General features: G+C 50.8%; 13 protein-coding genes. 2 read left to right on the top strand and 11 right to left on the bottom strand.

Features of this window, described 5'->3' with window-relative positions:
• Positions 1-199: 199 nt before the first annotated feature.
• From NSQ46_RS14170 to NSQ46_RS14150, 5 genes are all read right to left on the bottom strand, one after another.
• Positions 200-634, bottom strand: coding sequence for a hypothetical protein (locus NSQ46_RS14170; RefSeq protein ID WP_007128295.1), 435 nt, complete (start codon positions 632-634; stop codon positions 200-202).
• A 129-nt stretch (positions 635-763) separates the two neighbouring features.
• Positions 764-1,279, bottom strand: coding sequence for a GNAT family N-acetyltransferase (locus NSQ46_RS14165; RefSeq protein ID WP_040738128.1), 516 nt, complete (start codon positions 1,277-1,279; stop codon positions 764-766).
• 103 nt (positions 1,280-1,382) lie between these two features.
• Positions 1,383-2,111, bottom strand: coding sequence for a class I SAM-dependent methyltransferase (locus NSQ46_RS14160; protein ID WP_007128298.1), 729 nt, complete (start codon positions 2,109-2,111; stop codon positions 1,383-1,385).
• A gap of 160 nt (positions 2,112-2,271) precedes the next feature.
• Positions 2,272-2,547, bottom strand: a complete 276-nt coding sequence (locus NSQ46_RS14155) for a CD3324 family protein (RefSeq protein WP_007128299.1) — start codon at positions 2,545-2,547, stop codon at positions 2,272-2,274.
• 320 nt (positions 2,548-2,867) lie between these two features.
• A complete protein-coding gene (locus NSQ46_RS14150) occupies positions 2,868-3,980 on the bottom strand; it encodes a beta-eliminating lyase-related protein (protein ID WP_007128300.1) in 1,113 nt (370 codons plus the stop codon).
• 318 nt (positions 3,981-4,298) lie between these two features.
• Here NSQ46_RS14150 and NSQ46_RS14145 point away from each other — a divergent pair, with 318 nt between their 5' ends.
• Positions 4,299-4,466 (top strand): hypothetical protein, encoded by a 168-nt coding sequence (locus NSQ46_RS14145; protein ID WP_007128301.1) that lies wholly within the window; start codon positions 4,299-4,301, stop codon positions 4,464-4,466.
• A gap of 81 nt (positions 4,467-4,547) precedes the next feature.
• Here the strand turns inward: NSQ46_RS14145 and NSQ46_RS14140 are convergent, their stop codons facing one another.
• The 4 genes from NSQ46_RS14140 to NSQ46_RS14125 form a co-directional block, all read right to left on the bottom strand.
• Positions 4,548-6,326, bottom strand: coding sequence for an ABC transporter substrate-binding protein (locus tag NSQ46_RS14140; protein WP_342576882.1), 1,779 nt, complete (start codon positions 6,324-6,326; stop codon positions 4,548-4,550).
• 87 nt (positions 6,327-6,413) lie between these two features.
• Complete coding sequence (locus tag NSQ46_RS14135) at positions 6,414-8,471, bottom strand: catalase (RefSeq protein ID WP_007128303.1); 2,058 nt, start codon at positions 8,469-8,471, stop codon at positions 6,414-6,416.
• 332 nt (positions 8,472-8,803) lie between these two features.
• Positions 8,804-9,679: an RNA polymerase sigma-70 factor gene (locus tag NSQ46_RS14130; protein ID WP_028406943.1), complete on the bottom strand. Its 876-nt coding sequence runs from the start codon at positions 9,677-9,679 to the stop codon at positions 8,804-8,806.
• 40 nt (positions 9,680-9,719) lie between these two features.
• The gene (locus NSQ46_RS14125; protein ID WP_007128305.1) at positions 9,720-10,910 is read right to left on the bottom strand and encodes an FAD-dependent oxidoreductase; all 1,191 of its coding nucleotides are present in this window, start codon (positions 10,908-10,910) and stop codon (positions 9,720-9,722) included.
• A gap of 318 nt (positions 10,911-11,228) precedes the next feature.
• On the opposite strand from NSQ46_RS14125, the gene NSQ46_RS14120 reads away from it, so the two are divergent.
• On the top strand, positions 11,229-11,780 hold the full coding sequence (locus tag NSQ46_RS14120; protein ID WP_007130072.1) for a hypothetical protein: 552 nt from the start codon (positions 11,229-11,231) through the stop codon (positions 11,778-11,780).
• Between the two features lie 93 nt (positions 11,781-11,873).
• Here the strand turns inward: NSQ46_RS14120 and NSQ46_RS14115 are convergent, their stop codons facing one another.
• Positions 11,874-12,521 (bottom strand): hypothetical protein, encoded by a 648-nt coding sequence (locus tag NSQ46_RS14115; RefSeq protein WP_007130073.1) that lies wholly within the window; start codon positions 12,519-12,521, stop codon positions 11,874-11,876.
• On the bottom strand, positions 12,521-13,960 hold the full coding sequence (locus NSQ46_RS14110) for a PLP-dependent aminotransferase family protein (protein WP_007130074.1): 1,440 nt from the start codon (positions 13,958-13,960) through the stop codon (positions 12,521-12,523). Before NSQ46_RS14110 ends, NSQ46_RS14115 begins: the two co-directional genes overlap by 1 nt.
• Positions 13,961-13,983: the final 23 nt, after the last annotated feature.

Below are 13,983 nucleotides of genomic sequence, written 5' to 3'. Positions count from 1 at the left end.
CTATTAGACGCAAATATTGGTAAAAAAGTTTCTCTCATTCCTCAATTATTCTGATAGAAATTAAAAACAAGTTCTATAAGGTGCCTGTCCTCATGGTTCCAAGGTATCGTTGATCCCAGTTTTAAGCGCAAAAAAGGCTGCCGGCGAGAATACGCTGGCAGCCTGCATACATGACTGATTTATCAAAACTAAGAGAATTTCATCGATAGGATATTCTGCCAATTTTCACTAAAAGCACGGCGTTGATCGAACCGGCCGCCATTAGCATCAGGTGGATCAGAATCGCCCATAGCGCCTCCCCGTTCGCAACAACAGTCAAAACCCCAAACCACAGGAACAACGGAGGCAGCTGGATAATGCTTAAGCATAGCGTCAGGAAGAGGGCTATATTTTCGGGAGCGTCTCCCTCGCGAATACGGGCCATGTTAAGTGCTGTGCCTGCCAGCCCGATGCCAATAACAATGGAAACCCCTGCCCAGAAGGACGTTACCGCCGTTTCAGAACCGACCTCGGGTCCAAGAAACGAAAAGCTGATCCAGCTCGAGCTTAGATACATAATTCCGGCCGTTATGGATAAAAAAGCAGACAAAAAAACCATTCCAATCACGCTTCGATTGATCCATATTTGCTTCATCGCGGCATCATCTCCTGAAAAATCCGTTCCCTATTGATAGATGAGTTACTGCTTGTTGCCAACAGCGATCCAACGCCCATCGATATCCTCAAAGTGCGAGAAACCTTTATTCATTCGTTTATCCCTCTCTCAAATGATTCCCAGTTCCTTCACGAGATACAACACCAAGTCGTCGTCGGCACGAACCATCTCTCCGGGGACCACCGGGACATTGTGGTACATGATGCCGTGTCCATCCGGTATGTAGCCTCTACGGCAGTATATCCGCTGCGCGGCTCCGTAATCCTTGTACAGCCCTACACCGATACCGATGCGATGCGTCGTTTCACGGGCAATATGCTCAAACTCTTCGATGATCCGATTGGCGATGCCTTGCCTCTGGTATTCCGGAAATACGTTCAAATCGTTAATCTCCGGAATCCCATTTTCGCGAAAGAACGGATAATCCGAATCATATTTCAAATGGGAAACGCCGGCCAGCTCTCCGTCCGCATACGCCAGCAGCGTAACGCGCTTTCCGGTCCGGTTCTCCAGATCGCAACGATCGTAATACGCTTCCGGACGATGAATTTGATGCTGCGCGAAGGCTTGCTGCCAGGCAATTTTGAGCTCCATGCCTTCCAATCTCTTCACAGTGATCTCCATTCAGGTCATGACCCCACTTTCTCACTTTCTCACGCTAGGTATAATCACTATAATAACCGCTTTCCTTATGCTGGTAAATGACCTCGCAGCCAGCTTATACTGCTTATCGCGTTCCCGATATCAACAGAAACATCGGCCGATGACTCTCCTCCTCCCATTCCGGATGAACGGCTAGCTGTTCATCCGCTGGCCCCCAATCCTCCACGTGGGTAATCGTAAACCCAACCCGGATCAAAAGATTCAGGTACGTTCCGATCGTCCGATGCTGCTTGATTACGCCTTCGGCCAACCAATTCGTGGTTCGAGGTCCCTCGAATTGATAATGATCGACCGGCCATGTCTTGAAGCCATTCGGATGAGGGATCCATCCAGCCCCCTGCGATGCCGTGTAAATCGGATGTTCGATCGAGCATACCAAACGTCCGCCGGCCTTAAGCGAATCATACGCCTGCTTCAACAGCCGCTCTATATCCTCGATATAATGAAAGGCAAGCGAGCTGTAGACCAGATCATATCTCTCCCGTTCCAGCTCGATCGTCTCCAGGTCTGCCCGAAGGTATGAAATTTGAGGGTCCTTCGTTTCATCCTTGGCCCTTGCAAGCATCTTAGCAGACACGTCGATGCCTACGACGCTTATGGCACCATGCTCCTTAGCCCAGCGGCAGAACCAGCCGAAGCCGCAGCCTAAATCAAGCACATCGATCCCCTTCATGTCGGGCAGCAGCGATTGAAGCGCCGCCCATTCCGGGGCACCGCCTAGTCCGTGGATGGAACGATTCAATTGACTGTAGCCTTGAAAGAAATCCTCGTGATCATAAATATTTTGAGTCATAAAGGTCACTCACTCCCCGTTTCCTTCCGTGTTCTTCTAAACTTATCGCGATTTGCGATGCAACTCAAGTTCAAGAATAATTATGACGCAAAGGGGATCACCGCATAAAAAAAGCGATATTTGAAGGATCCCCATGGACCGCGTCAAATATCGCCTCTCATCATGGTTTCGGCTTTTGTTGCCGGATGATCCGCCGGATGGATTGCTCCGTAAGATAATGCCGCTGCGACAGCTGACGAATGGATTCGCCTCGGCAGTACCTCTCGTAGATCTCGCGGTTCCTACGGGTTATTTCCGCTTTGGCCCCCGTCCGCTCTCCCCAGCTTGTGCGGCGGCCGGCCTTTCTGGGGATATAGATATAACCGCCGTCTATATATTGTTGAATAACCTTAATTACGTCGTCAGGTAAAAGATGCTGTGCATTTTCATATTTCATATTTGCCGCTCCTATCTACAAGAAAAATGAACAGGATTTTGCCAAATCCTCATGTAAATAGCGAGCAAAGCATGCACAAGACATTTACGCCTTAACTGGAAGCAGGCTCCGAACAAACCCCTTTGTCCGTATTCTCCATGCTGTGCTGCTTTGCCCGGAGCCTGATTTAACCGTTTGTACGGTGGTGCTTCTTTGAAAAGCCATGTGTTATTCACCTCGCATTTATGAAAATACGTAAGCCAGTTTTGCACTGCTATTATTTTACCAGCATGAACGCCGTCGATAAATCATAACCGGAAAATCAATCCCCTTGCACGCTCCTATTCAGTTTCAGCGATTTCAGCGTGCTTTATTTTCTCATCAAGCAGCCGGAAAGCTTCCTTCAGCTCTTCTTTCGGCACCCGGCTATAGCGGTCCCCGATATGCACCTCGGTGGAACAGCTCTGATCGCCTGTTTCACGCAAATAACTGATGAGCCCAACCCCAGTTTCGGTAAGCACATCGACCAAAAGCGGCTCCAGCTGCTCCATACTCATCTTAAAATGGACATGAAACATGTTCGATACCGGAATTTCGGGCCGAGTCTGAATCCCTTGGCACTGGTTGAACAGCATGGCCAGTTCCTTAGCCTCCTCATAATATTGCTTCATGCGGCCGATTCTCAGCTTATAATAAAAATCCGAGCTAATGATATACGGATACAAGCTGACCAGGTCACCACCATGCCGCCGTTTCCATATTTTCGATTTGGCCGTGAACTCCGCATTTCCCGCAAGAATCGCCCCGGCAATCCCGCCGATGCCTTTGTAGAACGAAACATATACACTGTCAAAAAGAGCGCAAATTTCAGCAGCGGATTTTCCGTAGTACGGCGTAATTTCAAACAGTCTTGCTCCATCCAAATGCAGCTTGATTCCGTTCGCACGGCAATATGCCGAAATCGCCTCCAGCTCCCCGTAATCAGGCAGCTGTCCGCCGATCTCCCGCTGCGGCAATTCCAACAGCAGACATGATATCCGCTCATCCAGATGCTGAACATCTTCAAGCGTAATCAATCGGTCTTTATCCGCCAGAAGGATCGGTTCAATATGATGGAGCTCCTTAAGACCGTCCTCTTCATGGATCTCCAGATGACACAGAGGATGGTAAGCCACCCGCTTTAATCCGGCTTCATCACACCAAATCCGGAGGGCAATCTGCTGCGCCATCGTCCCGCTCGGGAAGAACACGGCCGACTCCTTGCCAAGCACATCAGCCATCCGACTCTGGAAGTCTTCAATAACCGATCCGCTGCCGTACATATCTGCCGTTTGTCCACCATCGACATCCTTGAATGCCTCCAGCAGAACTTCGGCTGTCCGGGCGCTGTGTCCGATTAACGGATACACCGTTTTGCTATATGTTTCATTTAGCGATTTCTTAAGATGCTCCATATGTAGGGGTCTCCCTTCGGGGTTCGATGCAACGTTTCGCACATCGTCCGTTTATTCCTTGCCTGTTCTTTAGCATACTAGATAATTGGTCTGCGGAATATGCCTTTCCCTAAAAATGAGACGCAAGAAAGGAAAGCCTTGACAACGATGTCGCCATGATGCTGGCGTCAGAAACAGCCGCGTGTGCGAAAAGGGGAAATCCGCTTGACCAGGTTTACACTTTTTACGGATAACGGCGGCCTCCATAATGTACGTAACAAGACATTCCACGTTCATTCATTCAGACGTAATCCAGAATGTCTGACAGGAGGCAAAGTGATGTACGACGGCTACACGCTAGAGAAGCTGCAGGAGTATCGGCAATCGGAATGGGAACGGCTTGAACGCAGAGGCTTATATGTACAGCCTGATCCTTTGGAAAAACATATGCAGGCGGGCAAACGAAGCCTTCTTCATAATCTTTTCGGCTTCTTTCGACAGCGGTAGTCTCGCTCAAGCCAAAAGCTCCTCTAACGCGAAACAGAGCAGGCGCGGTTATTATCGCATCTGCTCTGTTATTTTTTCTCGTCATACCCGCCAGATTTGCTTGAAATCAAGCCAGCCTAGCCGGTTAATGACGATCCCCTTATAGGAAGCATTCAAATGGGCATAGAACTTCGTATGTGCAAGGAACAAAATTTGCGCTTCGCCGCGCAGCCGATCTTCGATTTTCTTTAATTGGCCGAATCTATCCTTAGAATCCGGGCTCGCTAACGCGCCATCGATGCACTCCATGACCCATTCCCTAAGCCCCGGATCCATGAGCTCTTTCACAAAGCTGCTGTCCTGCTCGTAGTTCTCGACCAGACAGACTTCTTCGCCGGGCAGCACCAGCGCATGCACAATGCAATCCATCTCTTTCATCACATCCGGACGGAGAATCGTATCCATCCTCTCTTCGCGGATGATGACCGGTATTCCGATATCGGCGCAGCGTTCCTTGATCCATGCTGCGTCCTTGGCATGATTGGCGATGGTGCCCATGATGATTGGTGTTCCATCATAGCCTGACTGTTCCAGCAAGGATTGCGCAAGCCCCAGGTCGTACTGCTCCTGGTATTCAAGTGTCCTCTTATCCCGGATAAAGCTTCTGGCCGGAAACAGACGGTGTTCTCCGAGCTCCCGGACCATACCTTGGCGATCAAGGACCAGATCCACGGCACGCCGGAACAATACGCATTGATGGGGGCCTGGTTTCGTCATATTCCATGTCATCATGCTCGTGCATCCTTCGGAGGACTCAATGGTCACCACCTCGTCGTTTCCGTTATCGGCTTGCCTTACGTCCGGATCTTGAAGCAGATTCTCCCAGCTGACCTCATAATGGATGGCATGCTCAGGCATGATGACGATGTGCACGGTGTCCAAATGCGGACGACCTTGATAGTAATGCGGATTGGCGTGAAAGACCAATCGCTCTTCGCTCCATGTCTCGAGGATGAATGGCCCTGTGCCCATCGGGCGGGCCCAATACGAAGCTTCGTCCGGCTCGGCAAGGTGCTTAGGAATAATGGACATACAGATCGCGCTCAGGAACCGGATAAAGATCCGATTCGGTTTGTTCAACATAAATCTTACAATGCGGGGAGTGACGACATCGACCCGATTCAGCTCGCGAACGATCCAGCCGTTGCGTTTTCCGCGGCGAAGCCGTTCGACCGTATATTTAACATCATCTGCGGTCAATTCGGTGCCGTCATGAAACACAATCCCTTTTCGCAGATGGAAGGTCCATTCCGTTCCGTCATCATTGCTCTCCCAGTAGTGGGCGATGGCCGGCAGATAGCGGCCGGTTTCGTTATCGTAGTTCACCAGTCTGTCGAAGATTTGCTCAATCATATGGGACTGAACACTGTATACGCAATCGGCCGGATCCAGCGACTCAATGGTCCGGTAGATTGGAAGACGTAAGGAATCCTTTGATTGTTCGCCTTCCTGCTCTTTGCAAAATCCGAAATGACCGTTCATCCATTCCACAAACGACTCATTTGTGCGAATATCGTTTCCATACGTCCGGAGCAGCTCAAACGCCCGCTTATACTCCCCCTTCTCCGCCCATTGCCGCGCCGATTCCTGCAGAAGCTGTTCCCGATTGGCCAGAAACGTCAGCATTGAACGGTTCCCCCGTCCCCGGCCTGCCTTCCACGTTATCCACGCTTTCTCTTGCATTTTGCGCAGGACAAGCTTCGCATTGCGTTCCGTGCAAAACAAGGTGGCCGCGATCACTTCAAGCGTCACTTTCGTCGAAGTGCCCTCCGCCCCTTCAGCCAGCTTCCGATGCAGCATCAAATATTGTTCGCTGAGCAAGGCACCTCACTCCCCCGTAATCCGATATATACCTTGTATTCTACAGGGTGTTCCGGGTTCGCGCGATACCTAATCATCGCTTAAGTTCTAAACGATTCTTGACCAATGCCGGTGAGCTGCAATGGCTTCAATGAAACTGTGCCCGAATGATTTCAGGTCGTCGCCCTCGCGGGCTGTAACGATGCCTTCGCCGCTGGCCGAAGGCAGTAAATTGACGCCCTCGTCGATCGCTGCAATCGGCTTGTAATGCTGATAGGCCTCTCTCACGAAGTCAAGAACCTTCGGCTCGCTCAGAAGCTCGGATACGCTGAGTGTCCCGCCCGAAACGAGCACCGCATCGAATAAGACCGAATCGGCTCCGAGCAGGGAGTGCTTCACTTCAAGCTCGCCGCTGGTTTTGCCGCGAATCATGCCGAGCTTGGCGCTCACGATTTCCGTTATGACGCCTGCCTGCTGCAGCTGGGTGAGCACGAACGGCAGCTCGTCCGAATATCCGTTGCCGGCAAGTACTGCAACTTTACGGGTAAGCGGCAGCTTCACGGTATTCATCATGCTCAAAGCGGGCGAGGCCAAGCTGGAAGCGGAACCGCTCTTCTGCGGCGGAATCGTGCCGATGCCTTCCGATATGCGAGTGGCTAGCTCGCTGTCCACGTTCGCGAACACGTCTACAACCTGCTGACGAATTTCTTTCCGCTGCACCTTGCCGAGCTCGAACTGGAACGCGGAGACGATATGCTGCTTCTCGACTTCGGACATGCTGTTCCAGAACATGGACGCCTGGCTGAAATGATCCTTGAAGCTGTCGCTTCGCTCTCTTACCTTCCGTCCCTCTACCTTCTCGGTATAATGTTCATAACCGCCCTGCTCTCCGGGCACCGGTGCCGGCGTATTGCCGGCGATTCCGTTCTTATGATAGCTGACAGGCCCTTTATTTATCGTCATGCGATGCATGCCGTCACGCTGGTTATTGTGGACCGGCGCAACCGGGCGATTGATCGGTATCTCGTGAAAGTTCGGTCCGCCGAGACGGGACAGCTGCGTATCCGTATAGGAGAACAGCCGGCCTTGCAGCAGCGGGTCGTTGGTGAAATCAATCCCCGGCACGACATGTCCGGGATGGAAGGCGATTTGCTCGGTCTCGGCGAAGAAGTTATCGGTATTGCGGTTCAGCGTCATTTTTCCGATAAGCCGCACCGGGACGAGCTCCTCCGGCCATATTTTCGTAGGATCCAGAATGTCGAAGTCAAAACGGAATTCATCTTCCTCCGGAATCATCTGCACGCCAAGCTCATACTCCGGAAAGTTCCCCGATTCGATCGCTTCCCACAGATCGCGGCGGTTGAAATCCGGATCCTTACCCGCAATCTTCTGCGTTTCATCCCAAACTAAGGAATGGGTGCCAAGCACCGGCTTCCAGTGGAATTTCACAAAATGGGCTCTGCCTTCCTCATTCACAAACCGGAATGTATGTACACCGAAGCCCTCCATCATCCGAAAGCTTCTCGGCAGCGCCCGGTCGGACATTGCCCACATCACCATATGCACGCTCTCGGTATTATTGGCCACGAAATCCCAAAAAGTATCGTGCGCGGACTGGGCCTGCGGAATTTCGTTGTGCGGCTCCGGCTTCACGGCATGAACGAAATCGGGAAACTTCATTGCATCCTGAATGAAGAACACCGGCATGTTGTTGCCGACAAGATCGTAATTGCCTTCCTCCGTGTAAAACTTGGTCGCAAAGCCCCTTACATCCCTGACCGTGTCCGCTGAGCCTCTGGACCCCGCAACCGTGGAGAAACGGACGAACACCGGCGTAACCGTTGATGGGTCCTGCAGAAACTTCGCCCGGGTAAACGCCCTCATGGATTCGTACACCTGGAAAAAGCCGTGAGCTCCGAAGCCCCGGGCGTGGACGATACGTTCAGGAATCCTTTCATGGTCAAAATGGGTCATCTTCTCCCGGAAGTGGAAATCCTCCATAAGGGTCGGCCCGCGAACCCCCGCTTTCAGCGAATGCTCGTCCTCGGATACCCGAAGCCCTTGGTTGGTGGTCAAGCCTTTGCCATCATTATCCACCGTAAATTGAGCCAGCTGCTGGTCCTTGATCGTCTTCTTGCTGCTGTTGTTCGAATTGGAATCCTTCATGCGTCTCGAACCTCCTGGTTTATAGTTGGTACGAATATCTGCCACTATTAAACATGGGTGCGTCAACTAGGTAGCAGAATAACTAGGCATCCGAGAACTATTACCCTGCAATATGGAAAGCGAATCCAGATTCACCCTTCCTTCATGAAACGCTCATCCGATAGCTTTAAGGAAACATCCAGCACGAACCCAATAAAAATGGGTCCTTATCAAGTAAAAAGAACGGATTCATTTATATAGAACCATTTGGTATAGGGAGCACCAAATAAAAAAACAGCCTCTCTCATCAGAGACAGGCTGCTTATGTTAACCCTATTGTAGCAGCGGGTTGATTATAACTTCGGTGGAATCAGTCCTTGAAGCTTATCCGGATTTCGCACAATATAGATTTCTTGAATCAATCCATCCTTCACATTCACAAAAACAACTCCGGTTATGACCCCTTGATGATAGAACACGACGCCGGTTTGACCATTCAGCTCCTTGATCTCGATTAACAGCGAATCGCCATCTTCCAGCTGTGCATTGTGAAGAATCCCCAGCAGGAAGCGGGCGACCTTCTCTCTCGATTCGACCGGGCGGGCAGCGGCGATGACCTTGCCTCCGCCATCCGAGATGAGAACAGCATCTTCCGCAAGCAAGCTTAGTACATGCTCGGCATTCCCGGCCGATAATGCCGCAAAGAAGCCATTCACCCACTCCTCCGCCACAGTTCCCACGCCGATCAGATCATCCTCCGTGATCCCCATCTTGCCACGGGCTCTGCTCATCAGCTTGCGGCAATTCGTTTCACTCTTCTCCACAAGCTCCGCAATTTCAGGATAGTCGAAGCCCAGCGCCTCCCGAAGAACGAAAACAGCTCGTTCAGCGGGTGAGAGCCGTTCCAGCAGAACGAGCATGGCATAGGACAGCAGATCTTGATTCTCAACCGCCTCATAGCTGTCGCCGAACGCACTCGGAACCGGCTCGGGAAGCCACGGACCGAAGTATTCCTCCCGTCGCTGCCTAGCCGATTTCAGATGATCGAGACAGCGGTTCGTTACCATTTTGCACAAATAGGCCTTCGGTTCCTTAATCTGATCCATCGGCAGGCTCTGGACCTTGACGAACACATCTTGAACAGCGTCCTCCGCGTCGGAGACGGTGCCTGTCATTTGGTATGCGAGGTGAAACAACAGGTTTCTATATTGCTTATACAGCTCTCCCACGGGTATCCTCATTCCTTTAGATTGTTATAGTCGCTGTCGGTTAACGAACCATGCTGGCATGATTCCACATGAACGTCTTCACTTTGTAAGCGAGCTTGCCGGTGATCATGATATCGATTCCCCAGCTCCGGCTCCATACCAATCCGTGACCGGGGCCGAGCCCGACCGTGTAGCCTTGCGAAACGCCGCGATGCCTCTCGGCGTTTGCGCCCTGCCCGGATAAATCAGCCTTGATGATTCTGCCTAACCGGGTTGCCTGTGGAATGGCCTCCTTGCATGTCATCCGATCTGCTTCGCCGGTAACGGGATCTACGATATGGGCACAATCGCCAATACTGTACACGCCGGGTGCCCCCTGAACACGGTAGCTTTCATCCACGATGATTCGGCCGTCCCCGGTCAGGGGAAGCCCCAGGCTGCGAGCGATTGGATTCGGAGCAAGCCCAAGCGTCCACACGGTAAATCCGACCGGCAGCGAATCCCCGTCAGATAACCGCAAGCGGCCCTGTTCCTCACTCATCGCTCTTGTCCGGTGATGAAGCATAATCCCTAGGTTTTGCAAATAGCGCTCTAGCCGATGACCCACCTTTGCTGGTCCCTCCATAAACAGTCGTTCCTGGGTATTCAGCAAATGGACGCGGATGTTGTGAGGATCGAGCCGAAGTGCCGCAGCTTCCTTTCTCATGGCGAACGCCAGCTCCGCCGAGGTCTCAATTCCGGTGATTCCGGCTCCCGCTACCGCTGCACTCATCAGACGAAGCTTCTCTGCTCCATCCGCCATCGTGGCGGCAAGCTTCAGGTTGGCCATCCATTGCTCCCGGATGCGCGCTGCTGCATTCGGTCCGGTCAGCGCATATCCTCCTTGCTCCGGATTCGGCATCCGGACAATGCTGCCAACGGATACGACGAGGACATCATAATCGAGTGAATGGCTGATCCCCGCCCGATCCTGATAACGAAGCGATTTATGGTCTTTATCGATGCCCGTCACGGCTCCTTGCAATACCTCCGTTCCCTCAGGGACGATCCGCTCCCACGGCACGTGTATCGGCTCCCCGGTAGCTGCCGGACGGAACAGCAGCACCTTGCGGACATGCGCAGGCGCTTTATCCAGCAAAATGAGTCGGAGCTTCCCTCCGTTTGATAGTTCCGCATGGGCTTTGTGAATCGCTTTGAGTGCGTGAATGCCGGCAAAGCCGCCGCCTACAACGATACAAGTCAGATTTTTCATATACCCCATCTCCCTTATCAGCGCGTATTTGCATATGTAACGAGGAGGGAGCGATTTTTGTGACACCGCTTCGGAACAATCGATGGGACATTTCGGCTACCAAGGTTTTAAAATCTATTGTATTTCAAAGACCATATACTGGTAGTAATTGTGTATAGAAAAATCCTCGTTCAATGTGATACCCTTACATCTGTTGTTTTTAAGAGAGGAATCCTGAACGAAAAAATTCCGCACTGATTAAACAATGAAGAGTATCATCAAGAAGTAATGACTCTTTGACTATAAATAAAGAGTTCAAAAGAAGGAGACCATTTGTAATTGAAGGAGCGCATGTTAGCTTATCGAAGAAAAAAACATTCTAAAATCATCATAATTGTTGCCGTATTCATTATCTTTTTATCTATCGTCCTTCTGATCATCAACAGTAATGCTAAAAAAAGAATCGAAGTGACGTCGAGTTATTATGCCAGTTTCGTATCGAGTGTACAAACGTTAGATAAGATGCTTGCTCAAACTTCTGGCGCTAAAGCAGATGAGATTGCTATTAAGATGTTAGACGTGTATACAACCGTTATTTTTGTGAACGATCGACTTGATTTGTTAGAGGATAACGCTCATAGTTTTTTGGGATTAGAAGTTCTTAAGAACGATTTTTCCGCATTTAAATATACTTTTGCATCCATTGTAAGAAGCTGCATTGAAGATAGAGACGGATTGGAATCAGAAATACATTTGAAAGTGGCGAAACATATCCATTTATTCTCTATTAATTTACCGAGAAATTACGAGAATTCTAATGATTTTTACAACCAGTTTCGTATAGCAGCAGAGCATATTAAGCCGTTACCTAACATTCCATTCGAAAAATAATCCTACCATCTGCCAAGCGAACTTCACTGTATTTTACTACAAACTTAGAAGATAAACTGTCCTTGAAAAGCGGTGGGTCTGCTTTCTTTATCATCATCTTACTTGCGCCCGGGCTTGTTTCAGGAACTTGATCGTTTTCTCGGAATCCCATACTTGATTGTTGTTCATACCGCCCAATATAGCGCTTTTTTCTGCAGGTATGTCCGGAACATTTACTTCTTTCCCGTTGATATGGGCCACAAGAAACCTGACGTTACCGTCTTTAATTAATGCCGGACTCGTGGTTTCGTGATTTACAGAAAGAGAGCCCTTCATGATGTCCAGTGATTTATCCAGTCTCGAAGCATCCCCCCCAGCCATTACCACCCTGAAGCCGGCATTATGCCTCTCGATGCTTAGAAATGATTTTCCAGCACCACCAGAGTATACAATAAATTCATATTGGCCTGTCGGCTTGGAGAGATCCATTAAACTGTCAGTTACACGGTCGAACTTGTTGGCATCAAAAAAATGAACTTCAAATCCAGGCCCAAGCGTTACGGAATTGACCTCTTCTTCATTTTTATAACCATAGCCGGCCGGATCCTCCAGGATCAATCTCCTAAATTCCTCAAGTCCGGCACCTTCTGCATAGTGCTGGATGTCTTCTGGAATACCGGCAACGTCATTATCTGTTGACCACAATCCGAAGCAAATGACTGCACTTAGAAGGGCAAGTACAACATATTTTAAATGCCTCATCACATAACCTCCCGATGAGCAGCGGCGATTAAACGTCCCACTCCTTCCTCCATCCGGTCCTCGGGGATAAACGAATAGCTAAGCCGAATCCACGAGTCCATAGCATCAAGCGGGTCGCAGATGCGGCCGGGCACAAAGGCCACGGACGCTTGCAGGCACCGCTGCAGCAGTGCATCCGCCGATAACGGCTCGGGCAGCTGCACCCACAGATTCAAGCCCCCGCCCGGACTATTCCATTTCCAGCCGGTCGGAGCAAGCAGCGCCTCCATTTTCTCCTTGCGCAGCTCCAGCGCCGTGCGCAGCTTCGCCACATGATTCTGAAGACGGCTGGAGAAGAAGTACTGCTGAAATATTTTTTGTGTCAATAGCGGCGTGCCGTTATCGGACAGCGCTTTGACGGGAACGATCGCCTGCATCATTTCGGGACGTGCGGCAAGCACGGAGATCCGGAGCCCCGGTGCAACATATTTGCTAAAACTGCGAATGTGGATGACGTAGCCTTCGGTATCATAGTAGAACATCGGCGCCGGCGGCATCGCGCCGAAATACATATCATGGTACACCTCGTCCTCCACCAGAATACACGCATATCGCTCGGCCATCTCGACCAACTGCTTCCGCTGAGGCACGGGGACCGTGTAACCCGTAGGGTTCTGGAAGGTAGGGTTCATATAGAACAACGAAGGCTTCTCATCCCGCATAAGCTGGTCGAGCCGGTCAAGGTCATAGCCCATTGGCGTAATCTCAACTGGAACGATCTTCACGTTTTGCTGGACGAACACATCAATCGCCGGACTGTACGTCGGCCGTTCGATCAAGATGGTGTCCCCGCTTTTCACGAATGCACGGGATATCAAGTCTATCGCTTGCTGCGAGCCCGTCGTGATCATCAGCTCCTCGGGATGCAGCGATATGCCTTGCTTTTGCATGAAATACTGCGTTAATTCTTCGCGCAGCTCCGGATCTCCCTTCACCGAGGAATAAGTGCTCAAAACTCTCGGGTACTTATCAAACACTTGCTTCACATGGTTTGACAAAAAGGCGTTCGGCAGCAGATTGGGATTGATCAGCGCCTCCGACATTTGATATTCCACCGGGATGCGATGGATGTCCGACAACCGGCTGCGATGGATATACTGCGATTTGGCACGATATGTCCATGCTTGTTCCTTACGATTGATTCCTGCCGGTCCTTGGCTTGCCGGCGCCACGAAATAACCGGATTTGTACTTGGATACAACAACGCCCTCATCCTGCAGCCGTTGATACGCCTTCAGGACCGTCAATCGGTGCACTTGTATTTCCTCGGCCAACTGCCGGACAGACGGGAGCCGCTCATGCTCCCCCCACTTTCCGGATTGAATCCCCTGAATGATGACGTCATAAACCGACTGATGAAGCGTCCGCTTTCCTGATCCTGCTTCCCAGGACGATTGCACCTGCACCCTCTCCTTCTCCGATC

Origin of the sequence: Paenibacillus sp. FSL M8-0142 (genome assembly GCF_038597315.1) — a bacterium.
GTDB lineage: Bacteria > Bacillota > Bacilli > Paenibacillales > Paenibacillaceae > Paenibacillus_AQ > Paenibacillus_AQ lactis.
This window is presented reverse-complemented; position numbering and strand designations above follow the sequence as displayed.

Excerpts from the sequence above, each read along its gene's own strand:
- NSQ46_RS14170 (WP_007128295.1), bottom strand. The coding sequence starts at position 634 with ATGAAGCAAATATGGATCAATCGAAGCGTGATTGGAATGGTTTTTTTG.
- NSQ46_RS14165 (WP_040738128.1), bottom strand. The coding sequence starts at position 1,279 with ATGGAGATCACTGTGAAGAGATTGGAAGGCATGGAGCTCAAAATTGCC.
- NSQ46_RS14160 (WP_007128298.1), bottom strand. The coding sequence starts at position 2,111 with ATGACTCAAAATATTTATGATCACGAGGATTTCTTTCAAGGCTACAGT.
- NSQ46_RS14155 (WP_007128299.1), bottom strand. The coding sequence starts at position 2,547 with ATGAAATATGAAAATGCACAGCATCTTTTACCTGACGACGTAATTAAG.
- NSQ46_RS14150 (WP_007128300.1), bottom strand. The coding sequence starts at position 3,980 with ATGGAGCATCTTAAGAAATCGCTAAATGAAACATATAGCAAAACGGTG.
- NSQ46_RS14145 (WP_007128301.1), top strand. The coding sequence starts at position 4,299 with ATGTACGACGGCTACACGCTAGAGAAGCTGCAGGAGTATCGGCAATCG.
- NSQ46_RS14135 (WP_007128303.1), bottom strand. The coding sequence starts at position 8,471 with ATGAAGGATTCCAATTCGAACAACAGCAGCAAGAAGACGATCAAGGAC.
- NSQ46_RS14125 (WP_007128305.1), bottom strand. The coding sequence starts at position 10,910 with ATGAAAAATCTGACTTGTATCGTTGTAGGCGGCGGCTTTGCCGGCATT.
- NSQ46_RS14115 (WP_007130073.1), bottom strand. The coding sequence starts at position 12,521 with ATGAGGCATTTAAAATATGTTGTACTTGCCCTTCTAAGTGCAGTCATT.